This window comes from Centipeda felix (genome assembly GCF_900186465.1).
Classification (GTDB): domain Bacteria; phylum Bacillota; class Negativicutes; order Selenomonadales; family Selenomonadaceae; genus Centipeda; species Centipeda felix.
In genome coordinates this window covers 582,883-600,543 of the sequence record NZ_LT891959.1, presented here as the reverse complement: position 1 = coordinate 600,543, position 17,661 = coordinate 582,883, and the positions used below count along the sequence as shown (strand labels likewise).

The 17,661-nt window shown below is 59.5% G+C and carries 21 protein-coding genes and 6 tRNA genes; 25 read left to right on the top strand and 2 right to left on the bottom strand.

Annotated features, from left to right (window positions below; genetic code table 11):
• The first annotated feature begins 1 nt into the window (after position 1).
• The 10 genes from C1713_RS10250 to pyrR are packed head-to-tail and all read left to right on the top strand — an operon-like array spanning position 2 to position 7,939.
• On the top strand, positions 2-1,750 hold the full coding sequence (locus C1713_RS10250) for a radical SAM protein (RefSeq protein WP_102493841.1): 1,749 nt from the start codon (positions 2-4) through the stop codon (positions 1,748-1,750).
• Complete coding sequence (gene pgeF, locus C1713_RS10245) at positions 1,747-2,562, top strand: peptidoglycan editing factor PgeF (RefSeq protein WP_102493840.1); 816 nt, start codon at positions 1,747-1,749, stop codon at positions 2,560-2,562. Before C1713_RS10250 ends, pgeF begins: the two co-directional genes overlap by 4 nt.
• A complete protein-coding gene (locus tag C1713_RS10240) occupies positions 2,559-3,278 on the top strand; it encodes a YggS family pyridoxal phosphate-dependent enzyme (protein ID WP_009442881.1) in 720 nt (239 codons plus the stop codon). Before pgeF ends, C1713_RS10240 begins: the two co-directional genes overlap by 4 nt.
• A 6-nt stretch (positions 3,279-3,284) precedes the next feature.
• Positions 3,285-3,785, top strand: coding sequence for a cell division protein SepF (locus C1713_RS10235; protein WP_009442880.1), 501 nt, complete (start codon positions 3,285-3,287; stop codon positions 3,783-3,785).
• Positions 3,786-3,791: 6 nt separating this feature from the next.
• A complete protein-coding gene (gene proC / locus C1713_RS10230) occupies positions 3,792-4,601 on the top strand; it encodes a pyrroline-5-carboxylate reductase (RefSeq protein ID WP_102493839.1) in 810 nt (269 codons plus the stop codon).
• 34 nt (positions 4,602-4,635) lie between these two features.
• Positions 4,636-5,430 carry a YlmH family RNA-binding protein gene (locus tag C1713_RS10225; protein ID WP_009442878.1) on the top strand — a complete coding sequence of 265 codons (795 nt, stop codon included), beginning with the start codon at positions 4,636-4,638 and terminating at the stop codon, positions 5,428-5,430.
• A gap of 17 nt (positions 5,431-5,447) precedes the next feature.
• Complete coding sequence (locus C1713_RS10220) at positions 5,448-6,023, top strand: DivIVA domain-containing protein (RefSeq protein ID WP_245871106.1); 576 nt, start codon at positions 5,448-5,450, stop codon at positions 6,021-6,023.
• Positions 6,024-6,028: 5 nt separating this feature from the next.
• On the top strand, positions 6,029-6,487 hold the full coding sequence (gene lspA / locus C1713_RS10215; RefSeq protein WP_102494074.1) for a signal peptidase II: 459 nt from the start codon (positions 6,029-6,031) through the stop codon (positions 6,485-6,487).
• Positions 6,484-7,386, top strand: coding sequence for an RluA family pseudouridine synthase (locus C1713_RS10210; protein ID WP_061944213.1), 903 nt, complete (start codon positions 6,484-6,486; stop codon positions 7,384-7,386). The genes lspA and C1713_RS10210 overlap by 4 nt, the downstream gene beginning before the upstream one ends.
• A 4-nt stretch (positions 7,387-7,390) precedes the next feature.
• Entirely contained in the window at positions 7,391-7,939 is a 549-nt protein-coding gene (gene pyrR, locus C1713_RS10205; RefSeq protein WP_050343109.1) for a bifunctional pyr operon transcriptional regulator/uracil phosphoribosyltransferase PyrR, read from the top strand.
• A gap of 93 nt (positions 7,940-8,032) precedes the next feature.
• On the opposite strand, the gene C1713_RS10200 is transcribed toward pyrR, so the two are convergent.
• Together C1713_RS10200 and brnQ are read right to left on the bottom strand one after the other, a co-directional pair.
• A tRNA-Ser gene (locus C1713_RS10200) sits at positions 8,033-8,121 on the bottom strand.
• Between the two features lie 54 nt (positions 8,122-8,175).
• Positions 8,176-9,498 (bottom strand): branched-chain amino acid transport system II carrier protein, encoded by a 1,323-nt coding sequence (gene brnQ, locus C1713_RS10195; protein ID WP_102493837.1) that lies wholly within the window; start codon positions 9,496-9,498, stop codon positions 8,176-8,178.
• Positions 9,499-9,677: 179 nt separating this feature from the next.
• Here brnQ and map point away from each other — a divergent pair, with 179 nt between their 5' ends.
• The 15 genes from map to rplJ all read left to right on the top strand — a co-directional run bounded on the left by map (position 9,678) and on the right by rplJ (position 17,635).
• A complete protein-coding gene (gene map / locus C1713_RS10190) occupies positions 9,678-10,550 on the top strand; it encodes a type I methionyl aminopeptidase (protein WP_009442872.1) in 873 nt (290 codons plus the stop codon).
• Positions 10,547-11,827 carry a DEAD/DEAH box helicase gene (locus C1713_RS10185; RefSeq protein WP_102493836.1) on the top strand — a complete coding sequence of 427 codons (1,281 nt, stop codon included), beginning with the start codon at positions 10,547-10,549 and terminating at the stop codon, positions 11,825-11,827. Before map ends, C1713_RS10185 begins: the two co-directional genes overlap by 4 nt.
• Before the next feature lie 37 nt (positions 11,828-11,864).
• Positions 11,865-12,572: a nuclease-related domain-containing protein gene (locus tag C1713_RS10180; protein WP_006690947.1), complete on the top strand. Its 708-nt coding sequence runs from the start codon at positions 11,865-11,867 to the stop codon at positions 12,570-12,572.
• Positions 12,573-12,682: 110 nt separating this feature from the next.
• Positions 12,683-13,945, top strand: a complete 1,263-nt coding sequence (gene pfp / locus C1713_RS10175; RefSeq protein WP_009442868.1) for a diphosphate--fructose-6-phosphate 1-phosphotransferase — start codon at positions 12,683-12,685, stop codon at positions 13,943-13,945.
• A 142-nt stretch (positions 13,946-14,087) separates the two neighbouring features.
• Positions 14,088-14,163 (top strand) — tRNA-Met (locus tag C1713_RS10170).
• A 12-nt stretch (positions 14,164-14,175) separates the two neighbouring features.
• A tRNA-Tyr gene (locus C1713_RS10165) sits at positions 14,176-14,261 on the top strand.
• Positions 14,262-14,269: 8 nt separating this feature from the next.
• Positions 14,270-14,345: transfer RNA gene (locus C1713_RS10160), tRNA-Met, on the top strand.
• A gap of 9 nt (positions 14,346-14,354) precedes the next feature.
• A tRNA-Thr gene (locus C1713_RS10155) sits at positions 14,355-14,430 on the top strand.
• A 6-nt stretch (positions 14,431-14,436) separates the two neighbouring features.
• Positions 14,437-14,513 (top strand) — tRNA-Met (locus tag C1713_RS10150).
• Positions 14,514-14,677: 164 nt separating this feature from the next.
• Complete coding sequence (rpmG, locus tag C1713_RS10145; RefSeq protein ID WP_006307107.1) at positions 14,678-14,827, top strand: 50S ribosomal protein L33; 150 nt, start codon at positions 14,678-14,680, stop codon at positions 14,825-14,827.
• Between the two features lie 11 nt (positions 14,828-14,838).
• Positions 14,839-15,024, top strand: a complete 186-nt coding sequence (secE, locus tag C1713_RS10140; RefSeq protein ID WP_009442867.1) for a preprotein translocase subunit SecE — start codon at positions 14,839-14,841, stop codon at positions 15,022-15,024.
• A 14-nt stretch (positions 15,025-15,038) separates the two neighbouring features.
• A complete protein-coding gene (gene nusG, locus C1713_RS10135) occupies positions 15,039-15,590 on the top strand; it encodes a transcription termination/antitermination protein NusG (RefSeq protein ID WP_102493835.1) in 552 nt (183 codons plus the stop codon).
• Between the two features lie 45 nt (positions 15,591-15,635).
• Positions 15,636-16,061: a 50S ribosomal protein L11 gene (gene rplK, locus C1713_RS10130; protein ID WP_006690943.1), complete on the top strand. Its 426-nt coding sequence runs from the start codon at positions 15,636-15,638 to the stop codon at positions 16,059-16,061.
• A gap of 58 nt (positions 16,062-16,119) precedes the next feature.
• Entirely contained in the window at positions 16,120-16,803 is a 684-nt protein-coding gene (gene rplA, locus C1713_RS10125) for a 50S ribosomal protein L1 (RefSeq protein WP_009442864.1), read from the top strand.
• A gap of 295 nt (positions 16,804-17,098) precedes the next feature.
• Entirely contained in the window at positions 17,099-17,635 is a 537-nt protein-coding gene (gene rplJ / locus C1713_RS10120; protein WP_009442863.1) for a 50S ribosomal protein L10, read from the top strand.
• Positions 17,636-17,661 lie beyond the last annotated feature (26 nt).

Sequence of the window (17,661 nt, the reverse complement as noted above, 5' to 3'; positions counted from 1 at the left end):
ATTGGATCATCGGCTGCGGGAACGCCTGCGGGCACGTCTGGCGCAGGAGCGCGGATATTATCGCTATCCTGCGGGCGCGCGCACGCGATTTGCTCTCGTCTATCCCAATACTTACTTTGTCGGCATGTCGAACCTCGGGCTGCACATTGTCTATGCGTTGCTGAATGAGCGCAGTGACACGGCGTGTGAGCGCGTCTTTCTGCCCGATCGCGATGAGATGCCGCGCTATGTGCGCACGAATACGCCGATGATGAGCGTGGAGACGCAGACCCCGCTCGCGGACTTCGCCATCGTCGGCTTTGCCATTTCGTTTGAGATGGATTATTTTCATGTTGCGGAGATGCTCGCACGCAGTCACATCACGGCGCTTGCCGCGGACCGCACGGCACATGACCCCCTCGTGATCGCGGGGGGGCCGTGTGCCACGTTCAACCCTGAGCCACTCGCTGCGCTGATCGATGCCTTTGTCATCGGTGAGGGAGAGGCGATCCTTCCGGCGATGATGGACGCCTATCATGCAGGGCTGCGTGCGGGCGACGACCGCACGGCACTTCTGCAGCGGCTTTCCCATGTCCCCGGGGTCTATGTCCCGGCACTCTATACGCCCACATACGATGCGGAGGGGCATCTGACGGCACTCCTGCCACGCGCGGGGGCGCCATCCCATGTGGCGCGGCAGTGGGTGGAGGATCTCGACGCGCATCCCGCCCATACGGTTGTCATTACGGACGATACGGAGTTCAGCTTTTACCTCATCGAGACGGCGCGCGGGTGTGGGCGTCACTGTCGCTTCTGCATGGCGGGGTACTGCTTCCGCCGGCCACGCAACCGCTCTCTCTCCGTCATCGAGGGTGAGGTGCGCGACGCACTCGCCTACGGCAAAAAGATTGGACTCATGGGCGCGGCGATCTCGGACTACCCCGAGATCGATGCCCTCTGCCGCTCCATCCTCGGGGAGGGGCTCTCGATGTCGGTCGCGTCCTTCCGCGCGGACTCCGTGACGAAGGAACTCGTGGAGTCGCTCGCGGCGAGCGGCCTGAAGACACTAACCATCGCCCCCGAGGCGGGCAGTGCGCGGATGCGCGCGGTCATCAACAAGGGCATCGAGGAACATCATCTCTTCACATCAGTTGATCTCGGCGCGGCAGCGCATATCCTGAATTTTAAGCTATATATTATGGTTGGCCTGCCCTTCGAGATGGATGAGGACATCGACGCGATCATCGACCTCACGCAGCGCCTGCGTTCCTACATGGACGAGAAGGGCTGCCGCGGCACACTGACACTCAGCGTGAATCCCTTCGTTCCCAAGCCGTTTACGCCGTTTCAGTGGATGGCGGCAGCGGAGAAAAAGCGCATGGATGCGGTGATGAAGCGGCTGACGCAGGCCCTCAGCCGACACAAAAAGATCGTCGTGCACTTTGAGTCGCCGAAGGAGGCGCGTGTCCAGTCCATTCTCGCGCGCGGTGACCGCCGCCTTGGCGCACCTCTCATGCGTGCGGCGATGGGGCGTGGAGCAAAGGATCTAGCGACAGAGATGAGTGCGGAGGGCCTCTCCGCGGAGGACTATCTGGCTCCTGCGTGGACGGAAAAGACATATCTGCCTTGGGATCATCTCGACATGGGCTTTTCCAAACACTATCTGTGGCAGGAATATGAGCGGGCAAAGGCGCTCCTGCCGACACCGATCTGTTTCGACGGCTGTCTGCGGTGCGGCGTCTGTAAGCCTGCGGAAAGGATGACGGTATGAGCTTTGTACTGCGGCATCTCGGCAACAATCTGTGGAGCGGGCGGCTCGATCTCTTTCCGGGCGACGCACTCGTGCATGGGTTCTCGGCACGGCAGGGCGGCGTCAGTGCTCCCCCGTATGATACGCTGAACATGGCACTGCACGTGGAGGATGATCCCGCGGCTGTGTGGGAGAACCGCAGGCGGTACTGCGCGGCGCTGGGGCTCTCGGCAGAGCGGATCTGCACGCCGCGACAGGTGCATGGGACGGAGATCGTACGCGTTTTTCGCCGCGATGCGGGCCGCGGTGCGCGGGACTATGCGGACTGTATCGCCGATGCGGATGCACTGATCACGAATGACAACGATGTCACGCTCCTCCTCTGCTATGCGGACTGCGTGCCCGTCCTCCTCTACGATCCTGTACATCATGCCATCGCGCTCGTTCACGCCGGTTGGCGTGGGACGGTGGAGCGGATCGGGGCAAAGACGCTCGCTCGTATGGCGGAGGAGTTCGGGACAAGACCCACGGATGCCATTGCGGGGATCGGGCCCTCCATCTGCGCCGACTGTTATGCGGTCGGTGAGGAGGTCGCCGCGCAGTTCCGTCGCGCATTTTCGCATGATGCGGAGCGGATCGTCGCGGAGCGGGATGGGAAATACCATCTGGACCTATGGGCGGCGAACCGCCTTGCACTGGAGGAGATGGGCGTCCCACCGCGGCAGATCGACAGCGCACAGACATGCACGTCGTGCGATCATACATGGTTTTACTCCTATCGTGCCGCAGGCGGCAGGACGGGACGTCTGGCGGCAGTAATGGAGTTGAAATGAGTGAAGGAACGATGATCGGGGAGCAGATTCAAAAGGTACGTGCCGAGATCATGGCCGCGCGGGCGCGGCGGACGCACGTCTCGAAGGACGCGCCTGTGGAGCTGATTGCCGTGACGAAAAACCATCCCGTCGCGGCGATGCAGGAGGCCATTGATGCGGGCATCATGAACATCGGAGAGAACCGCATCCAAGAGGCGCTGGACAAAGCGGAGACGCTTGAGCGCGAGGTAAAATGGCATCTGATTGGGCACCTGCAGACCAATAAGGCGAAATACGCCGTGCGCCAGTTCGACCTCATTCATTCGGTTGATTCTGTGCATCTTGCACAGGCGGTGAACCGCGCGGCGGAGAAGTTCGGCAAGGTGCAGAATATCCTTGTGCAGGTTAATCTGGCGCGTGAGGAGAGCAAGTCCGGCGTCTACCGTGAGGATCTCGACGAGCTCCTCGCGGCAATTGATGGAATGGATTCGGTTCGCTTGCAGGGTTTTATGTGTATTGCGCCGAATTATGAGGATGTAGAGCAGTGCCGTCCGCTCTTTCGTGCGATGTACGAGCTGTACGGCACGATCAAGGCGGCAGAGCCGCACAAGGCAGACATCCGCTACCTTTCGATGGGCATGACACACGACTATCGCATTGCCGTCGAGGAGGGCGCGAATCTCGTGCGTGTCGGCACGGCGATTTTTGGTGCACGCAATTATACCCTAGGAGTGTGAGGGATTGTGAAGATTTTCAAGAATTTGTTCGGCATCTCGTCCGAGGAGGATGAGGAGCTCGAAGAGCGGGAAGAAAAAAAGCCTGCGCCCGTGACCGAGATCGGCTCGCGCACGGGACGGCAGCGCGTTGAGACAGGGGCAAATCTCTCGGGCTTTCCCGATTTTACCCCGCCGGCAGGCGCAGCGGCAGGGGCTACGCCGATCGACAATGTCGTCGCGACCTACCGCATGAACGTCGTGGTGATCGAGCCGCAGTCGTTCGACGATGCGCAGCAGGTGGCGGTCAATCTCCAGAAGAAAAAACCCGTCGTACTGAATTTTGAGAAGACGGAAAAGAGCGTCGCGAACCGCATCATCGACTTCATCAGCGGAACGACATACGCACTCAACGGCGACATCAAGAAGATCAGCAACAATGTCATCCTCTGTGCGCCGAGCAACGTCAACGTCAGCTACTCCGAGGATGAACACCGACTGGGGGACAATATGCCCTTCATGGATCGGTAGGCGCACATGAAAGGCGCATGGAAGATCGGCATCATCGGTGGCGGCGCAATGGCAGAGGCGATGATCGCGGGCATGACGGCGGAGAGGGACGTGCCATCGCCGCAGATCTATGTATCAGATCACAAGGCAGCACGGTGCTGTACACTGCATGAGCAGTATCACGTAAATGCACAGGTCGGGGCAGATGATTTTCTGCCCCGTATTGACGTTCTTGTTCTGGCGGTAAAGCCCTCTGCTGCGCGCGCGGCAATGCGGGAGACGGCGCCGCTGCTGCGCAGCGATGCGCTCGTGATCTCCATTGTGGCCGGGCTGACGATGGCGCAGATTGCGGCAGAATATCCGGGGCATCCGATTGTCCGCGCGATGCCGAACACTTCGCTGGCCGTCGGCGCGGGGATGTCCGCTTATGCGTGCAGCGACGATGCAGATGCGTCCGCACGCGAGGCTGTGAATGTCGTGCTCGGCACGGCGGGACGCGTCGTCGAGGTAAAGGAGCATGACCTTGATGCGGTGACGGGACTCTCGGGCAGTGGTCCCGCCTATGCGTTCCTCATGATCGAGGCGTTGACCGACGGCGGCGTTGCGGCGGGGCTGCGCCACGAGACGGCGTCTTTGCTTGCTGCACAGACGCTGCTTGGCGCGGCACAGATGGTGCTCGATGGGACTGCGCCCGCCGCACTGCGCGCTGCCGTGACCAGCCCTGCAGGGACGACAGCGGCGGGGCTGCGCGTAATGGAGCGCGCCGGCGTACGCTCCGCGCTCATCGAGACGGTTCTTGCCGCGGCGGAGCGGTCGAAAGAACTCGGCAAAGAGTAACAGTTCGCAGGACGATTTCCCAAAGGAGGGGACTATGGCATCAGAACAGAAGGAGCGGATTCTCCGCTTTTATCGCGGCAGCGAAGGGGAGGAGACGGCAGTGCGCCTGCTCGACCTCGCAGAGACCGTCGTCAAGACGCGTAAATTTCGCATCAGTCCCTTTCTCGACCCTTACGGGCAGGAGATCGCCGAGACGATCCGCGCGAGCTATGATGATCTGCAGCTGGACTTTGACGGCGGCTATCAGGGGGCGGAGCGTGCGCGTGCGATGCTGCGCCATCGGGACTTTGCGGGGCGGACGGAGGATTTCGGTATCGTCTGCGTAGAGGCCACGTGGAACGGGCAGTTTGCCCGGCTCACGCATCGTGATGTCCTCGGCGCAGTGATGGGACTGGGGATTGAGCGCGAGATGATCGGCGACATCCTGCCTGCCTCCGATGCGGCGAAAATCCTCTGTGATGCCAAGATCGCCCCGTTCCTGATTGAGAACCTGACGATGATCGGCGCGGTCGGCGTGAAGACCGTGCCTGCGGAGCTGACGGAGATCGCACCGCGCGAGGAGCGGACGAAGGAGATCCGCGCGACGGTGGCGTCGCTGCGGCTCGATTCCATCGTCGCGGCAGGGTTTGGCATCTCGCGCAGCCGTGCGGCGGACGATATCACCGCCGATAAGGTGAAGCATAACTGGCAGAGTGCGGCGAGTGCCTCCAAGACGGTCAAGGAGGGAGATGTCCTCTCCATGCGTGGGCGCGGCCGCGTCGAGGTGACTGAGGTGCGCGGTCAGACGAAGAAGGGCCGCACGGTTGTTGTACTGCATCGATTCTTTTGAAGAAAGGCGGGAGCGCGATGCTGACACCGATGGATATTCATGCCAAGGAGTTTGGTCGGAGTTTTCGCGGATTTAACGAGAACGAGGTCAACGATTTTCTCAATGAGATCATGAAGGCGTACACGGCGGTACTGGATGAAAATGAGCGCCTGCGGGGCGAGCTGGAGCGCGAACGCTCGGCGAACGGAGAGTTCCGCCGCATCGAGCAGAGCATGCGCGAGACGCTCGTCGTCGCGCAGAAAACGGCGGAGGAGATGAGCACGAGCGCCAAGCAGGGCGCCGACCGCCTGCTTGAGACGACGGCGAAAGAGGCGCAGAACATGCGCCGCGAGGCGACACTGCAGGCAAAGGCACAGCTGGACGAGGCTGCGGACAAGGTACGCGCCATCGTGGCGGAGTACGAGCGGCTCGTCCGCGAAAAGCATCAGTTCCTGCGCCGCATGAAATCCAATGTGCAGGCAGAGCTGGCCCTCATCGAGGATGCCATTGCAGAGATGCCGGATATGGTACATGAGAAGAAGGTACCGTCCGCACCTCCTGCACCGCCGATAAAACCGAAGGACGATGCCGTGAAGAAACAGGAGGACGATTGAAGACGATGATCAGGTGCGGAAAGGCCGCACTGCTCTTTGGCGGGACAGTAATTTTGGATCAAGCGGTGAAAGCGTACGTCGCCTCGACCATGCTGCCGGGGGAGAGCATCCCCGTCATTCCGTCATACCTCCATCTGACCTACGTGCTGAACGCGGGGGCTGCGTTCGGGATCTTTGAGCGTCAGCAGTGGCTCTTTTTGCTCACCGCCGCGCTGTTCTTCTTCGTATTCCTCTTTCTCTATCCGCGTCTCGCGCGCGGCAGCGCACTCATTCACTACGGTAGCGTCGCCTTTGCGGCAGGAGCGCTCAGCAACATGGCGGATCGGATTCGCTTCGCACACGTCATCGACTTCATCGATTTCCGCGTATGGCCGGTATTTAATATCGCGGACATCGCCATCGTGGTGGGAACGATCTGCGTTCTCTGGACGCTCTTCGTGCAGAAGAAGGAGTTTCTTCCATGAGCACATTTATTTCCGATCAGGCAGGGGAACGGCTGGATGTATTCCTCGTGCGGCAGCTGCCGACCCTCTCGCGCAGCTACGCACAGCGCCTCGTCGCAGAGGGACACGTAACGGTGGACGGAGAGCGGCGCAAGGCGAATTTTAAGCTGAGTGGCGGCGAGAGCGTAGCGTGTACCATCCCGCCTGCAGAGGCGGTTGAGATCCGTGCAGAGAACATCCCGCTGGATGTCCTCTATGAGGATGCGGACATTATCGTCATCAACAAGCCGCGCGGCATGGTCGTGCACCCTGCCGCGGGCGTATATACGGGGACGCTCGTCAACGCACTGCTCCATCACTGCAGCGATCTCTCGGGGATCAACGGAGACCTGCGCCCCGGCATCGTTCATCGCCTCGATAAGGATACCTCGGGCGTGATGGTTGCCGCGAAAAACGACATGGCACATCATTTCCTCGCCCGCCAGATTCGGGACAAGGAGGCACGGCGTGAGTACCGCGCCATCGTATACGGGAACATCGTCGAGCGCGCGGGCGTCATTACGGGGGACATCGGACGGCATCCGACGGATCGCAAGAAAATGGCGATTGTCCGTGAGAACGGCAAGCCCGCGACGACCCATTTTGAGGTGCTTGAGCGGTTCGGTGACTACACCTTTGTCGCCTGTCGTCTGGAGACGGGGCGGACACATCAGATTCGCGTTCACATGACGAGCATCGGACATCCGCTGGTCGGCGATACGAAGTATACGGCGAAGAAGAACCCCTTTGCCATTGCGGGGCAGGCACTACACTCGCTGACACTCACGCTGACACATCCGCGTACGCAGGCAGAAATGACGTTCACCGCGCCCCTGCCGGCGGACATGGATGAGATACTGCACACACTCCGAAGGAGCTGATCGCATGACTGAGTTTAGAGAAAAGGCCGTGCTGATGGATGAGGACGGCATCCGCCGCGCCCTCATGCGCATCGCGCACGAGATTGTAGAGAAAAATCATGGGACAGAGCATCTGGTGCTCGTCGGCATCCGCAAGCGCGGCGTACCGATTGCGGCGCGGCTCGGCGCAGAGATCGCGCAAATCGAGGGCCGGGAACTGCCGCGCGGCGTGCTCGACATCACGCTCTATCGCGACGACCTCAACGAGCTCGCCTATCAGCCCATCGTGCACACGACGGAGATTCCCCTTGACATCACGGACAAGACCGTCATCCTCGTCGATGATGTGCTCTACACAGGGCGCACGATACGGGCGGCGATGAACGCCCTGCTCGACCTTGGGCGGCCGCGCATGATCCAGCTCGCCGTCCTCATCGACCGCGGACATCGCGAGCTCCCGATCCGCGCCGACTATGTTGGCAAGAACGTACCGACGGCATCTGCCGAGGACGTATCGGTGCAGCTTCACGACACCGATACGGAGGAAAAGGTCGTCATACGCGAGCGCGTCTGAACGCGGCGGATAGACCGCCTTCCCATTTGACAAAAAAGGGTTGTTATTACGAAGACAGAGACCTCGTAATAACAACCCTTTACCATTTCATTATGGCGGAGAGGGTGGGATTCGAACCCACGGTGCGTTGCCGCATCACCGGTTTTCAAGACCGGCTCCTTAAACCACTCGGACACCTCTCCATACACTGTATGGAATACAATACTTTTGCATTCTATCAAAAAGGCGTCGCCGCGTCAATAGCTGCGCGTTTTTTGCCATGCACAGATGAGCGCACCGACACAAAAACCAATCAGCGCGGGCACAACCCACCCCATCCCGAGGGACGCGAGGGGAAGCGCCTCTCCTGCCGTACACAGAGCGGGCGGCAGTGCACGGAGAAAGTCGAAGAAGGCGGCCGCACTCGTGCCGACAATGCTCCACACATAGAGTGGGCGGCGATAGCCGATCAGCCCCTCGATAAGACAGAGAGCGATGAGGACGATAGCGACGGGATAAAGAAAGTAGAGCACGGGGAGGGAATACGCGATGATGCGGCTAAGGCCGACATTCGATATGGCGAATGAGAACGCGGCGAAGATCACCGTGTATTTTGCATAGGAAAAGCTGCGCGGAAAGAGCGCGGCAAACGTGGACGCACACGCTGTGACGAGTCCGATGGCGGTCTTGAGACACGCACAGGTTATCGTGATGCCAAGCAGAATGCCGCCGTACGCGCCAAAGTAATGCGCTGCAATATGGGCGAGCACATCGCCGCCGTTGGCATCGATGCCGTAGACGGCGCGGCTCTGTGCACCGACGTAGGTGAGCGCGAGATAGATGAGCGCCATGAGCAGCGTGCTGAGACTGCCCGAGATGATCGTGCTGTAGGAGAGATCAGCAGGCGAGGAGAGGCCAAGGCGACGGATGGAGTCGACGAGGATGCTGCCATAGGCGAGAGCAGCGAGCACATCCATCGTATTATAGCCCTCGAGCAGCCCTGTGAAAAAAGCATTCTCCGCGTATGCTCCTGTGGCCGGCATCGTCCACACGCTGGCCATTGGCTCTCTTAGTGCAGCGACGATCATGACAGCGAGGAAAAAGAGAAAGAGCGGATTCAGCACCTTGCCGATCCAGATCAGAATCCCCGACGGGCGCAGGGAGAAAAAGAGCACCACGGCGAAGAAGAGCGCGGTAAAGACGAGGAGCAGAACATCGTGCAGGGGAGGGGCGACAAATGGCAGAACGCCAACCTGAAAGGAGACGGTCGCCGTGCGCGGGATGGCGAAGAGCGGCCCGATGCAGAGATAGAGCGCGCAGGTAAAGAGCAGGGAAAAACGCCGCCCCACCCTGTTCCCGATCGCGGAGAGACTGTCGCTCGCCGTGATGCTGATCGCCGCAATGCCGAGCAGGGGCAGCCCCACGCCTGTGATACAGAACCCGACAAGGGCGGGCAGCATCTCCATCCCCGCCCGCTGTCCCATCGACGCGGGAAAGATCAGATTGCCCGCACCGAAGACCAGACCGAAAAGGAGAGATGCGACAAAGAGATATTCCTTTTTCGACAGCCGCTGTTTCATACTGGATGCTTTCCTATCCACAAAAGAATCATAAAATTTTAATAAATTGATTATACAGGGGCAACAGAGATTTGTCAAAAAATCTATTGGCGATCGTCCCTTTACATCCACCAATGGGGCGGGCTATAATGCAGGGAGAGAAATAGCTGGGATTCCCCAAGATGATAAGGAGTACAGGAATGAATCGAAACGATCTATGCTGGTGCGGCAGCGGCAAGAAATATAAAAAATGTCATGAGGACTTTGACGAGCGCATCGCCTCCATCCGCTACGATGTGATCAAGGGGCAGGTGCGCCCGCCGCGCAAGATCATCAATAACGAGGCGGATATCACGGGCATCCGCCGTGCCGCCGTCATCAACGATGCGGTGCTCGACCTCATGGGGACGCTCGTCGCACCGGGCGTTGACACGGAGACGCTGGATCGTGCGGCGCATGAGTACATTGTCTCACACGGCGGCATTCCCGCCTGCCTCGGTTTTGAGGGCTTCCCCAAGAGCATCTGCACGTCGATTAACAACGTGGTCTGCCACGGAATTCCGTCGACCAAGGATGTGCTCAAAGAGGGCGACATCATCAACGTTGACTCGACCGTCATCGTTGACGGCTACTATGCGGATGCCTCGCGGATGTATCTCATCGGCAAGGTACCGGCGGCAGCGGAGCGGCTCGTCAAGGTGACGAAGGAGTGCATGGAGCGCGGCATTGCGGCGGCGCGCCCGTGGCATTTTCTCGGCGACGTGAGTGCGGCGTGCGGCGACTGGGCGCATGCCAACGGGTACTCGGTCGTCACGGCACTCGGCGGTCATGGCGTCGGCAAGGACTTTCACATGGAGCCGTACGTCCCACATGAGGGCGAGCCGGGCACGGGGATGCTCATGGTGCCGGGCATGGTGTTCACGGTCGAGCCGATGATCAATGCGGGCGACTACGATGTCACCGTTGACCGCACGGACGGATGGACGGTGCGGACGAAGGACGGGACGCTCTCTGCGCAGTGGGAAAAGACCATTCTCATCACAGAGACAGGCGCAGAGGTACTTTCATCATGACGCATTTCGATCAGCTCGGCATCTCGGAGACGCTGACCGCACTCCTCCAAAAACAGGGCATCACGCAGCCGACCCCCGTGCAGGAGCAGGCGATCCCGCCCATGCGCGCGGGGCGTGATGTGATCGCACAGGCGCAGACGGGGACGGGCAAGACACTCGCCTATCTCCTGCCGCTCCTTGCGCGCATCAAGCCGCAGGGCGCGGCGGCACAGGCACTCGTCATCGCACCGACGCGTGAGCTCGCCATCCAGATCGAGCGCGTCGCCGAACCGCTCGCCCAGCCCCTTGGTATTGGCACCGTCGTGATCTATGGCGGGGCGGATATCGAGCGGCAGAAGGAAAAGCTGCGCCGCAGTCCGCAGCTCGTCATCGGTACGCCGGGACGTCTGCTCGATCACGTACGGCGCGGAACGCTTGCGCTCGGCAGTGTGAACAAGGTCGTCCTCGATGAGGCGGACGAGATGCTGAAGATGGGCTTCATCGAGGATGTGGAGACCCTGCTCGGTGCTGCGGCACAGGACTATCAGCTCGCACTCTTCTCGGCAACGATGCCCGAGCGCATTGTGCGCCTGACCAAGCGGTTCATGACTAACCCCGCGCACATTCGTCTCGCGGGCGAGACCGTGACACTCGCCGCCATCGAACAGGTCGTCATACCCGTCAGTGCAGGGGACAAGCTCGACCGCCTCTGTGCCTCCATCAACGAGGAGGCACCGTATCTTGCCATGGTGTTCTGCGCCACGAAGGAGCGCACCCGTGCGCTCATGATGGAGCTCGCACAGCGTGGCTATCTCGTCGATGCGCTCAGCGGCGACCTCACGCAGACGCAGCGCAGTTTCGTCCTGCGCCAGTTCCGCAGTGCAAAACTGCAGATCCTCTGCGCGACGGACATTGCGGCGCGCGGACTCGACATCGAGGGCGTGACCCACGTCTATAACTACGACCTGCCGCCGACGGTGACCGACTACATCCACCGCATCGGCCGCACGGGGCGCGCAGGGACACAGGGCAAGGCGATCACACTCGTTGCGCCGCATCAGCACGAAAAACTCCGCAAGATGGAGGCGGCGCTGAAGGCATGCCTGCGCCGTGACGTAGTCAAGAAAAAAAAGCGTCCCGCACCGCCCGCAGGGGAGGGGGACGCACAGAAAAAAGCACATCCGCCGCGCGATGCAAAACGCCGAGCGCTGCCCAAGCGCACGAAGTCGAAGCCGCGCAGCAAAAAGGCGGGCAAGACCGTCACGAACATCGGGCGGCGCAGCCGCAGGAAGCGGTGACGCACGCAGATATCATCGTTGAGAAAGGTTGTTTTATATGGCGGTACTGCATGCACGGGAATCCTCCTTTGCCCATGAGAAACAGCGGAATCTTCTTCTCGCGGGTGTTTTTGGCGCTTCCTGCTTACTGATTTGGCTGTGGTGGATGCGCAACATCCTATCCGGACACCTGCTTCACATGGGCGTTGCCATTCCCGTGCTGCTCACCTTTGCGGCTACGGGGGCTGTCGGCAAGCACTTCTGGCACGCCTATCGAAAGTCTGCCTCGGGCGACAAGGGGGTGGAGCGGGCGTTGGATGTCCTGCGGCAGCTGCCGGACAGCTATCACGTCCTGAGCAATGTGCAGGTGCCCGGCGCCTACTGCAGCATCGTCGTCATTGGATGCAACGGCGCCTTTATCGTGAATACGAAGCACCACAGCGGGACGATCACTCCGCACGCAGGCGATTGGGAACAGGAGAAGACGGGACGGCGGGGCACGGATTACACCGTTGCCATGCGGAACCCCGTCAAGCAGCTCAAGCATCAGATTCATGCCTTGGCGGAGTATCTGAAGCCTGTAGGCACACGCGTCTGGGTGGATGGCATAGTCTTCTTTACACATCCAAATGTGATTCTGGAGGATTGTTCGGATCGTTTTACGGATCGCGGCGATGTCGTACGGTCATATATTCTGAACCACAGGGCGCGTTTTCAGCTGAGCGATGCCGATGTGTACCGTCTTGTGCAGCGGCTTATGTCATAACTCGTATGAAAATACGAGCTGTGACGAATCGTTGACAAAGAGAGCAGGAAAACAATTCATTTTGTCGAATCTATACGGAGTACAGACAATTCTAAAGAGGAGGCATATTCATGATTGGCATCAAGAATGTGATTGCGATTATCTGCGGTGGCGGCCCCGCCCCCGGCATCAACAGCGTCATCTCTGCCGTGGTCAGTGAGGCAACGCGGCACGGGTGGGATGTGCTCGGCATCTACGACGGGTTCTCGCGGATTGCACGCGGCGAGAAGAACTACGTGCGCCTTGAGCCCGCAAACATCAGCCGCATTCATCTGACGGGCGGCTGCATTCTGAAGATGTCGCGCTTCAACCCGACGAAGAAGGAATCCGACCTCCGCACCGTGGTCGAGACGCTGACCGAGCTCGGCGTGACGCATCTCGTCACCATCGGCGGCGACGACACGGCATTCAGCTCCATGGCGGTCTCCGAGTACGCACGCAAGATGGGGCGCACGATCAACGTCGTCCACGTCCCGAAGACCATCGACAATGACCTGCCGCTCCCCGAGGGCGTGCCGACATTCGGCTTTGAGACGGCGCGTGCCTTCGGCACGATGGAGATCGAGAACCTCATGGAGGATGCGAGCACGACGAACAACCGCTGGTACTTCACCATCGCCATGGGACGTACAGCGGGGCACCTCGCCCTAGGGATGGGGCGCAGCGCAGGCGCGGCGATCACCATCATCCCCGAGGAGTTCTCCCAGAAAAAGATTCCGCTGCAGCAGGTCGTCGACGTGATTGTCGGCTCGATCGTGAAGCGCTACCTCACGGGGCGCAACTACGGCGTTGCCGTCATCGCTGAGGGCGTGATCGAGAAGATCGCCGAGGAGGACTTCGCCAAACTCGGCAACGTCGTCACGGACGAGCACGGACACATCCGCTACAGCGAGCTCGACTTCGGCGAGATCATCAAACAGGCGGTGCTCGCCGAGACGAAGAAGCTCGGCATCACCATCAGCGTCATCGACAAGGAGATCGGCTACGAGCTGCGCTGCACGGCACCGATCGCCTATGACATCGACTACTGCCGCTCGCTCGGCTACTCCGCCGTCAAGTTCCTCATGCAGGGCGACACGGGCGCGATCATCACGATCCAGGACAATCAGGCGGTGCCGATGCGCTTCGACGAGATTCGCGACCCCGAGACGGGCAAGACGAAGGTGCGCAAGGTCAACATCGGCTCCGTCCACTACCGTATCGCGCGCGGTTTCATGATGCGCCTCGAAAAGGGCGACCTCGACGATCCGGGACTTGCGAATGCCTACCGCATGACGCAGGAGGAGTTCAAGGAACGCTATTCCTATCTCTTTGACGGCGACGCCGCAGAGTAATTTCGCCACAGAAATGTTCAAGGACGATGGTGTGAAACGAAAAAGTTTCGCATTATCGTCCTTTTTTTCTATTTTAGGTATTGACGCGCCCGCTCCTTTGCCGTATAATACCGTATTGTCAGTGCAACACACGACAGAACATCGCGGGGTGGAGCAGTCGGTAGCTCGTCGGGCTCATAACCCGAAGGTCACAGGTTCAAGTCCTGTCCCCGCAACCAATAGCATATCATGGGTAGGTGGCCGAGTGGTTAAAGGCAACAGACTGTAAATCTGTCATCTTCGGATTACGATGGTTCGAATCCATCCCTGCCCACCACTTTTTATCGCGGGGTGGAGCAGTCGGTAGCTCGTCGGGCTCATAACCCGAAGGTCGCAGGTTCAAGTCCTGTCCCCGCAACCAAGTCTGTGCGCTGGTGTAGCTCAGTCGGCAGAGCGTATCCTTGGTAAGGATAAGGTCACCAGTTCAATCCTGGTCATCAGCTCCATATAACGGCGGCATAGCTCAGTTGGCTAGAGCATGCGGTTCATACCCGCAGTGTCCGGAGTTCAAATCTCTGTGCCGCCACCATTTTGCTTGATCCCCCCGCAACGGGGGTTCTTTTATGCTTTCAGGGAGCACTCCGGTGTCTCCTTAGGGAAAATGTACTTCATGCGTTGACAGCATTTTCCAAGTATGATAAATTGATACGAGTGATTTCGTGTCATGAAAACTAACAAGGAGAGTCGATATTCATGCGCAACAACATTACGCTTGAGTGCACGGAGTGCCATAGCCGCAACTATCGCACGAACAAGAACAAGAAGAACAATCCGGATCGTCTGGAGTTCAGCAAGTACTGCAAGTTCTGCCGCAAGCACACGCCGCACAAAGAGACGAAGTAAGCGCCCGCATCATGGGAAAGATTGTGAAATTCCTGCGGGAAGTCGTCGCCGAGATGAAGAAGGTCTCGTGGTCGACGCGGCGCGAGCTGGTCACCTACACCGGTGTTGTCGGCATTGCGATCGTCGTCGTCTGCGCGCTCATCTGGATCTGCGACACTATTTTTGCGCGCATCTTTCAGGTTATCCTGCATTACTAGACGGGGTGAGGGACATGGCAGACAAGGAAGAACTCAATCTCCGGCAGGCAAATCCGCATCGCGCATGGTATGTCATCCACACCTACTCGGGGTATGAGAACAAGGTCAAGGCAAACCTTGAACGCCTCATGCACTCGGCGAGCATGAGCGAGATGATCTTTAACGTCGTCGTGCCCGTGGAGAACGAGATCGAGGTCAAGGACGGCAAGGAAAAGGTCGTCCCGCGCAAGGTATTCCCGGGCTACGTCCTCGTTGACATGATTGTCGATGAGCACTCGTGGTACGTCGTGCGCAACACGACGGGCGTCACGGGCTTTGTCGGCTCGGAGAAGCACCCCATTCCGCTGACGGCGGAGGAGGCGGAACGCATCCTCTCCGGCTCGGTGGGCGGGGCACCGAAACGCCGCGCCAAGGTGGATATCGGTGACACGGTGCGCATCATCTCGGGCGCATTCGAGGACTACGCGGGCAAGATCACGTCGATCGACACGTCGAGTATGCGCGTGCAGGTCGATGTGGACGGAACCCCACTGGATGTCGAGATCGATCAGGTCGAACGGATCTGAGATCAGATATACCGCTGATTTTTCACCGAAAGGAGGTGAATGTGGATGGCAAAGAAGGTTGCGCGTGTCGTAAAGCTGCAGGTTCCTGCGGGGAAGGCGACACCGGCTCCTCCGGTCGGACCTGCGCTTGGTCAGGCGGGCGTCAATATCATGGCATTCGTCAAGGACTTCAACGAACGCACGGCGAAGCAGGCGGGGCTCATCATTCCGGTTGAGATCACAGTCTTTGAGGATCGTTCCTTTACCTTTATCACGAAGACCCCTCCGGCAGCAGTTCTGCTGAAGAAGGCGGCGGGCATTGAAAAGGCGTCGGGCGAGCCGAACAAGACGAAGGTCGCAAAGCTCCCGCGCGCGAAGGCACGCGAGATCGCAGAGTCCAAGATGCCGGATCTGAACGCCGCATCGATCGAGGCGGCAACGTCCATGATCGAGGGCACGGCCCGCAGCATGGGCATTGAGATCACGGACTAATTGTCCGTTGATCAAGTGGAAGGGCGTACGCCCGTTATGACCACGAAGGGAGTTATTCATGGCAAAGGTTGGTAAGAAATACCAAGACGCTGCGAAGCTGATCGAGAGCGGCAAACTCTACACTTCGCAGGAAGCGATGGAACTCGTCAAGAAGACGGCAACGGCCAAATTCGACGAGACCATCGAGCTGCACGTGCGCCTCGGCGTCGATCCGAAGTATGCGGATCAGCAGGTGCGCGGCGCCCTTGTCCTGCCGCATGGCACGGGCAAGACCCAGCGCGTGCTCGTCTTTGCAAAGGGCGAGAAGGTCGCTGAGGCTGAGGCAGCAGGAGCTGACTTCGTCGGCTCGGATGAGATCGTGCAGAAGATCCAGGGCGGATGGCTCGACTTCGATGTTGCTGTCGCTACACCCGACATGATGGGCACGGTCGGCCGCCTCGGTAAGGTTCTCGGTCCGCGCGGACTCATGCCGAACCCGAAGCTCGGCACGGTCACGATGGATCTGAAGAAAGCCATCGGCGAAATCAAGGCAGGTCAGGTGGAGTACCGCACAGACAAGGCGGGCAACGTCCACGTTCCCATCGGGAAGGCCTCCTTTGATGCGGAGAAACTCCGCGAAAACTATCAGGCGATCATCGACACGCTGATTCGCGTGAAGCCGGCAGCGGCAAAGGGGCAGTACATCCGCTCCATCACCGTTGTGGCGACGATGGGACCCGCCGTTCCCGTTGCGCTCAGCTAATTTTAGCAGCGCACGGAATTTCCCCGGGCTGTAGACAGCAGGTTTGCGCAAGCATCTAACGACATAGTCGCCTGCCGAGGCCGGACGTGAATTTGAACATTCATCTCCGGCAGGATAGCAGCCGGAGATTTTTCATTGGAAAGAATAAGAGCCGTCCAGATTGGTGCGGATTTTTGTTTGAGCAAGGAGGAACACCGGACGCGCAGTTAAGTCCTGCGTGGAGGATGTTCCGACGCGGCGAGAACGGAAGGACGTGCCAAGATGAACGGCGACAAGAAAGGAGGGAAATGATTACATGGCAGATCACAAGAAAGAAGTCATCGTCGAGAAGCTGAAAGAGCAGCTCTCCTCGGCGAAAGGAGCTGTCTTTACGACGTACAGCGGTCTCACCGTTGCACAGGATACGGAGCTGCGCCGCGAGCTGCGCGCTGCGGGCGTCTCCTATCACGTCGTAAAGAACACGATGCTGCGCCGTGCGGCAGATGCGCTTGGTCTTGAGGGGCTCGATCCGCACCTTGAGGGCACGACCGCATTTGCGTTCTCGGCAGACGATGCCGTCGCTCCGGCGAAGGTCATCTGCGGCTACATCAAGAAAAACAAGCTCGACGAGAAGGGGATCCTGTCCGTCAAGGTCGGTACCGTTGAGGGCAAGGTCATCGAGACGGCTGAGGTTCAGGCGCTCGCATCGCTCCCGTCGCGCGAAGAGCTTATCGCAAAGCTCATGGGCAGCATGAATGCGCCGATCTCGAACACGGTCAACGTACTGCAGGGCGTTATCCGCAATGCCGTCTATGTGCTTGAGGCTGTGCGTGCGCAGAAGGCATCCGCATAAACATACGATTGAGAGAGAATTTACAT

Bases quoted from the DNA above. Each gene is read 5' to 3' on its own strand.
- pgeF (WP_102493840.1), top strand. From the start codon at position 1,747: ATGAGCTTTGTACTGCGGCATCTCGGCAACAATCTGTGGAGCGGGCGG.
- C1713_RS10240 (WP_009442881.1), top strand. From the start codon at position 2,559: ATGAGTGAAGGAACGATGATCGGGGAGCAGATTCAAAAGGTACGTGCC.
- proC (WP_102493839.1), top strand. From the start codon at position 3,792: ATGAAAGGCGCATGGAAGATCGGCATCATCGGTGGCGGCGCAATGGCA.
- C1713_RS10225 (WP_009442878.1), top strand. From the start codon at position 4,636: ATGGCATCAGAACAGAAGGAGCGGATTCTCCGCTTTTATCGCGGCAGC.
- C1713_RS10220 (WP_245871106.1), top strand. From the start codon at position 5,448: ATGCTGACACCGATGGATATTCATGCCAAGGAGTTTGGTCGGAGTTTT.
- lspA (WP_102494074.1), top strand. From the start codon at position 6,029: ATGATCAGGTGCGGAAAGGCCGCACTGCTCTTTGGCGGGACAGTAATT.
- C1713_RS10210 (WP_061944213.1), top strand. From the start codon at position 6,484: ATGAGCACATTTATTTCCGATCAGGCAGGGGAACGGCTGGATGTATTC.
- pyrR (WP_050343109.1), top strand. From the start codon at position 7,391: ATGACTGAGTTTAGAGAAAAGGCCGTGCTGATGGATGAGGACGGCATC.
- brnQ (WP_102493837.1), bottom strand. From the start codon at position 9,498: ATGAAACAGCGGCTGTCGAAAAAGGAATATCTCTTTGTCGCATCTCTC.
- map (WP_009442872.1), top strand. From the start codon at position 9,678: ATGAATCGAAACGATCTATGCTGGTGCGGCAGCGGCAAGAAATATAAA.
- C1713_RS10185 (WP_102493836.1), top strand. From the start codon at position 10,547: ATGACGCATTTCGATCAGCTCGGCATCTCGGAGACGCTGACCGCACTC.
- C1713_RS10180 (WP_006690947.1), top strand. From the start codon at position 11,865: ATGGCGGTACTGCATGCACGGGAATCCTCCTTTGCCCATGAGAAACAG.
- pfp (WP_009442868.1), top strand. From the start codon at position 12,683: ATGATTGGCATCAAGAATGTGATTGCGATTATCTGCGGTGGCGGCCCC.
- rpmG (WP_006307107.1), top strand. From the start codon at position 14,678: ATGCGCAACAACATTACGCTTGAGTGCACGGAGTGCCATAGCCGCAAC.
- secE (WP_009442867.1), top strand. From the start codon at position 14,839: ATGGGAAAGATTGTGAAATTCCTGCGGGAAGTCGTCGCCGAGATGAAG.
- nusG (WP_102493835.1), top strand. From the start codon at position 15,039: ATGGCAGACAAGGAAGAACTCAATCTCCGGCAGGCAAATCCGCATCGC.
- rplK (WP_006690943.1), top strand. From the start codon at position 15,636: ATGGCAAAGAAGGTTGCGCGTGTCGTAAAGCTGCAGGTTCCTGCGGGG.
- rplA (WP_009442864.1), top strand. From the start codon at position 16,120: ATGGCAAAGGTTGGTAAGAAATACCAAGACGCTGCGAAGCTGATCGAG.
- rplJ (WP_009442863.1), top strand. From the start codon at position 17,099: ATGGCAGATCACAAGAAAGAAGTCATCGTCGAGAAGCTGAAAGAGCAG.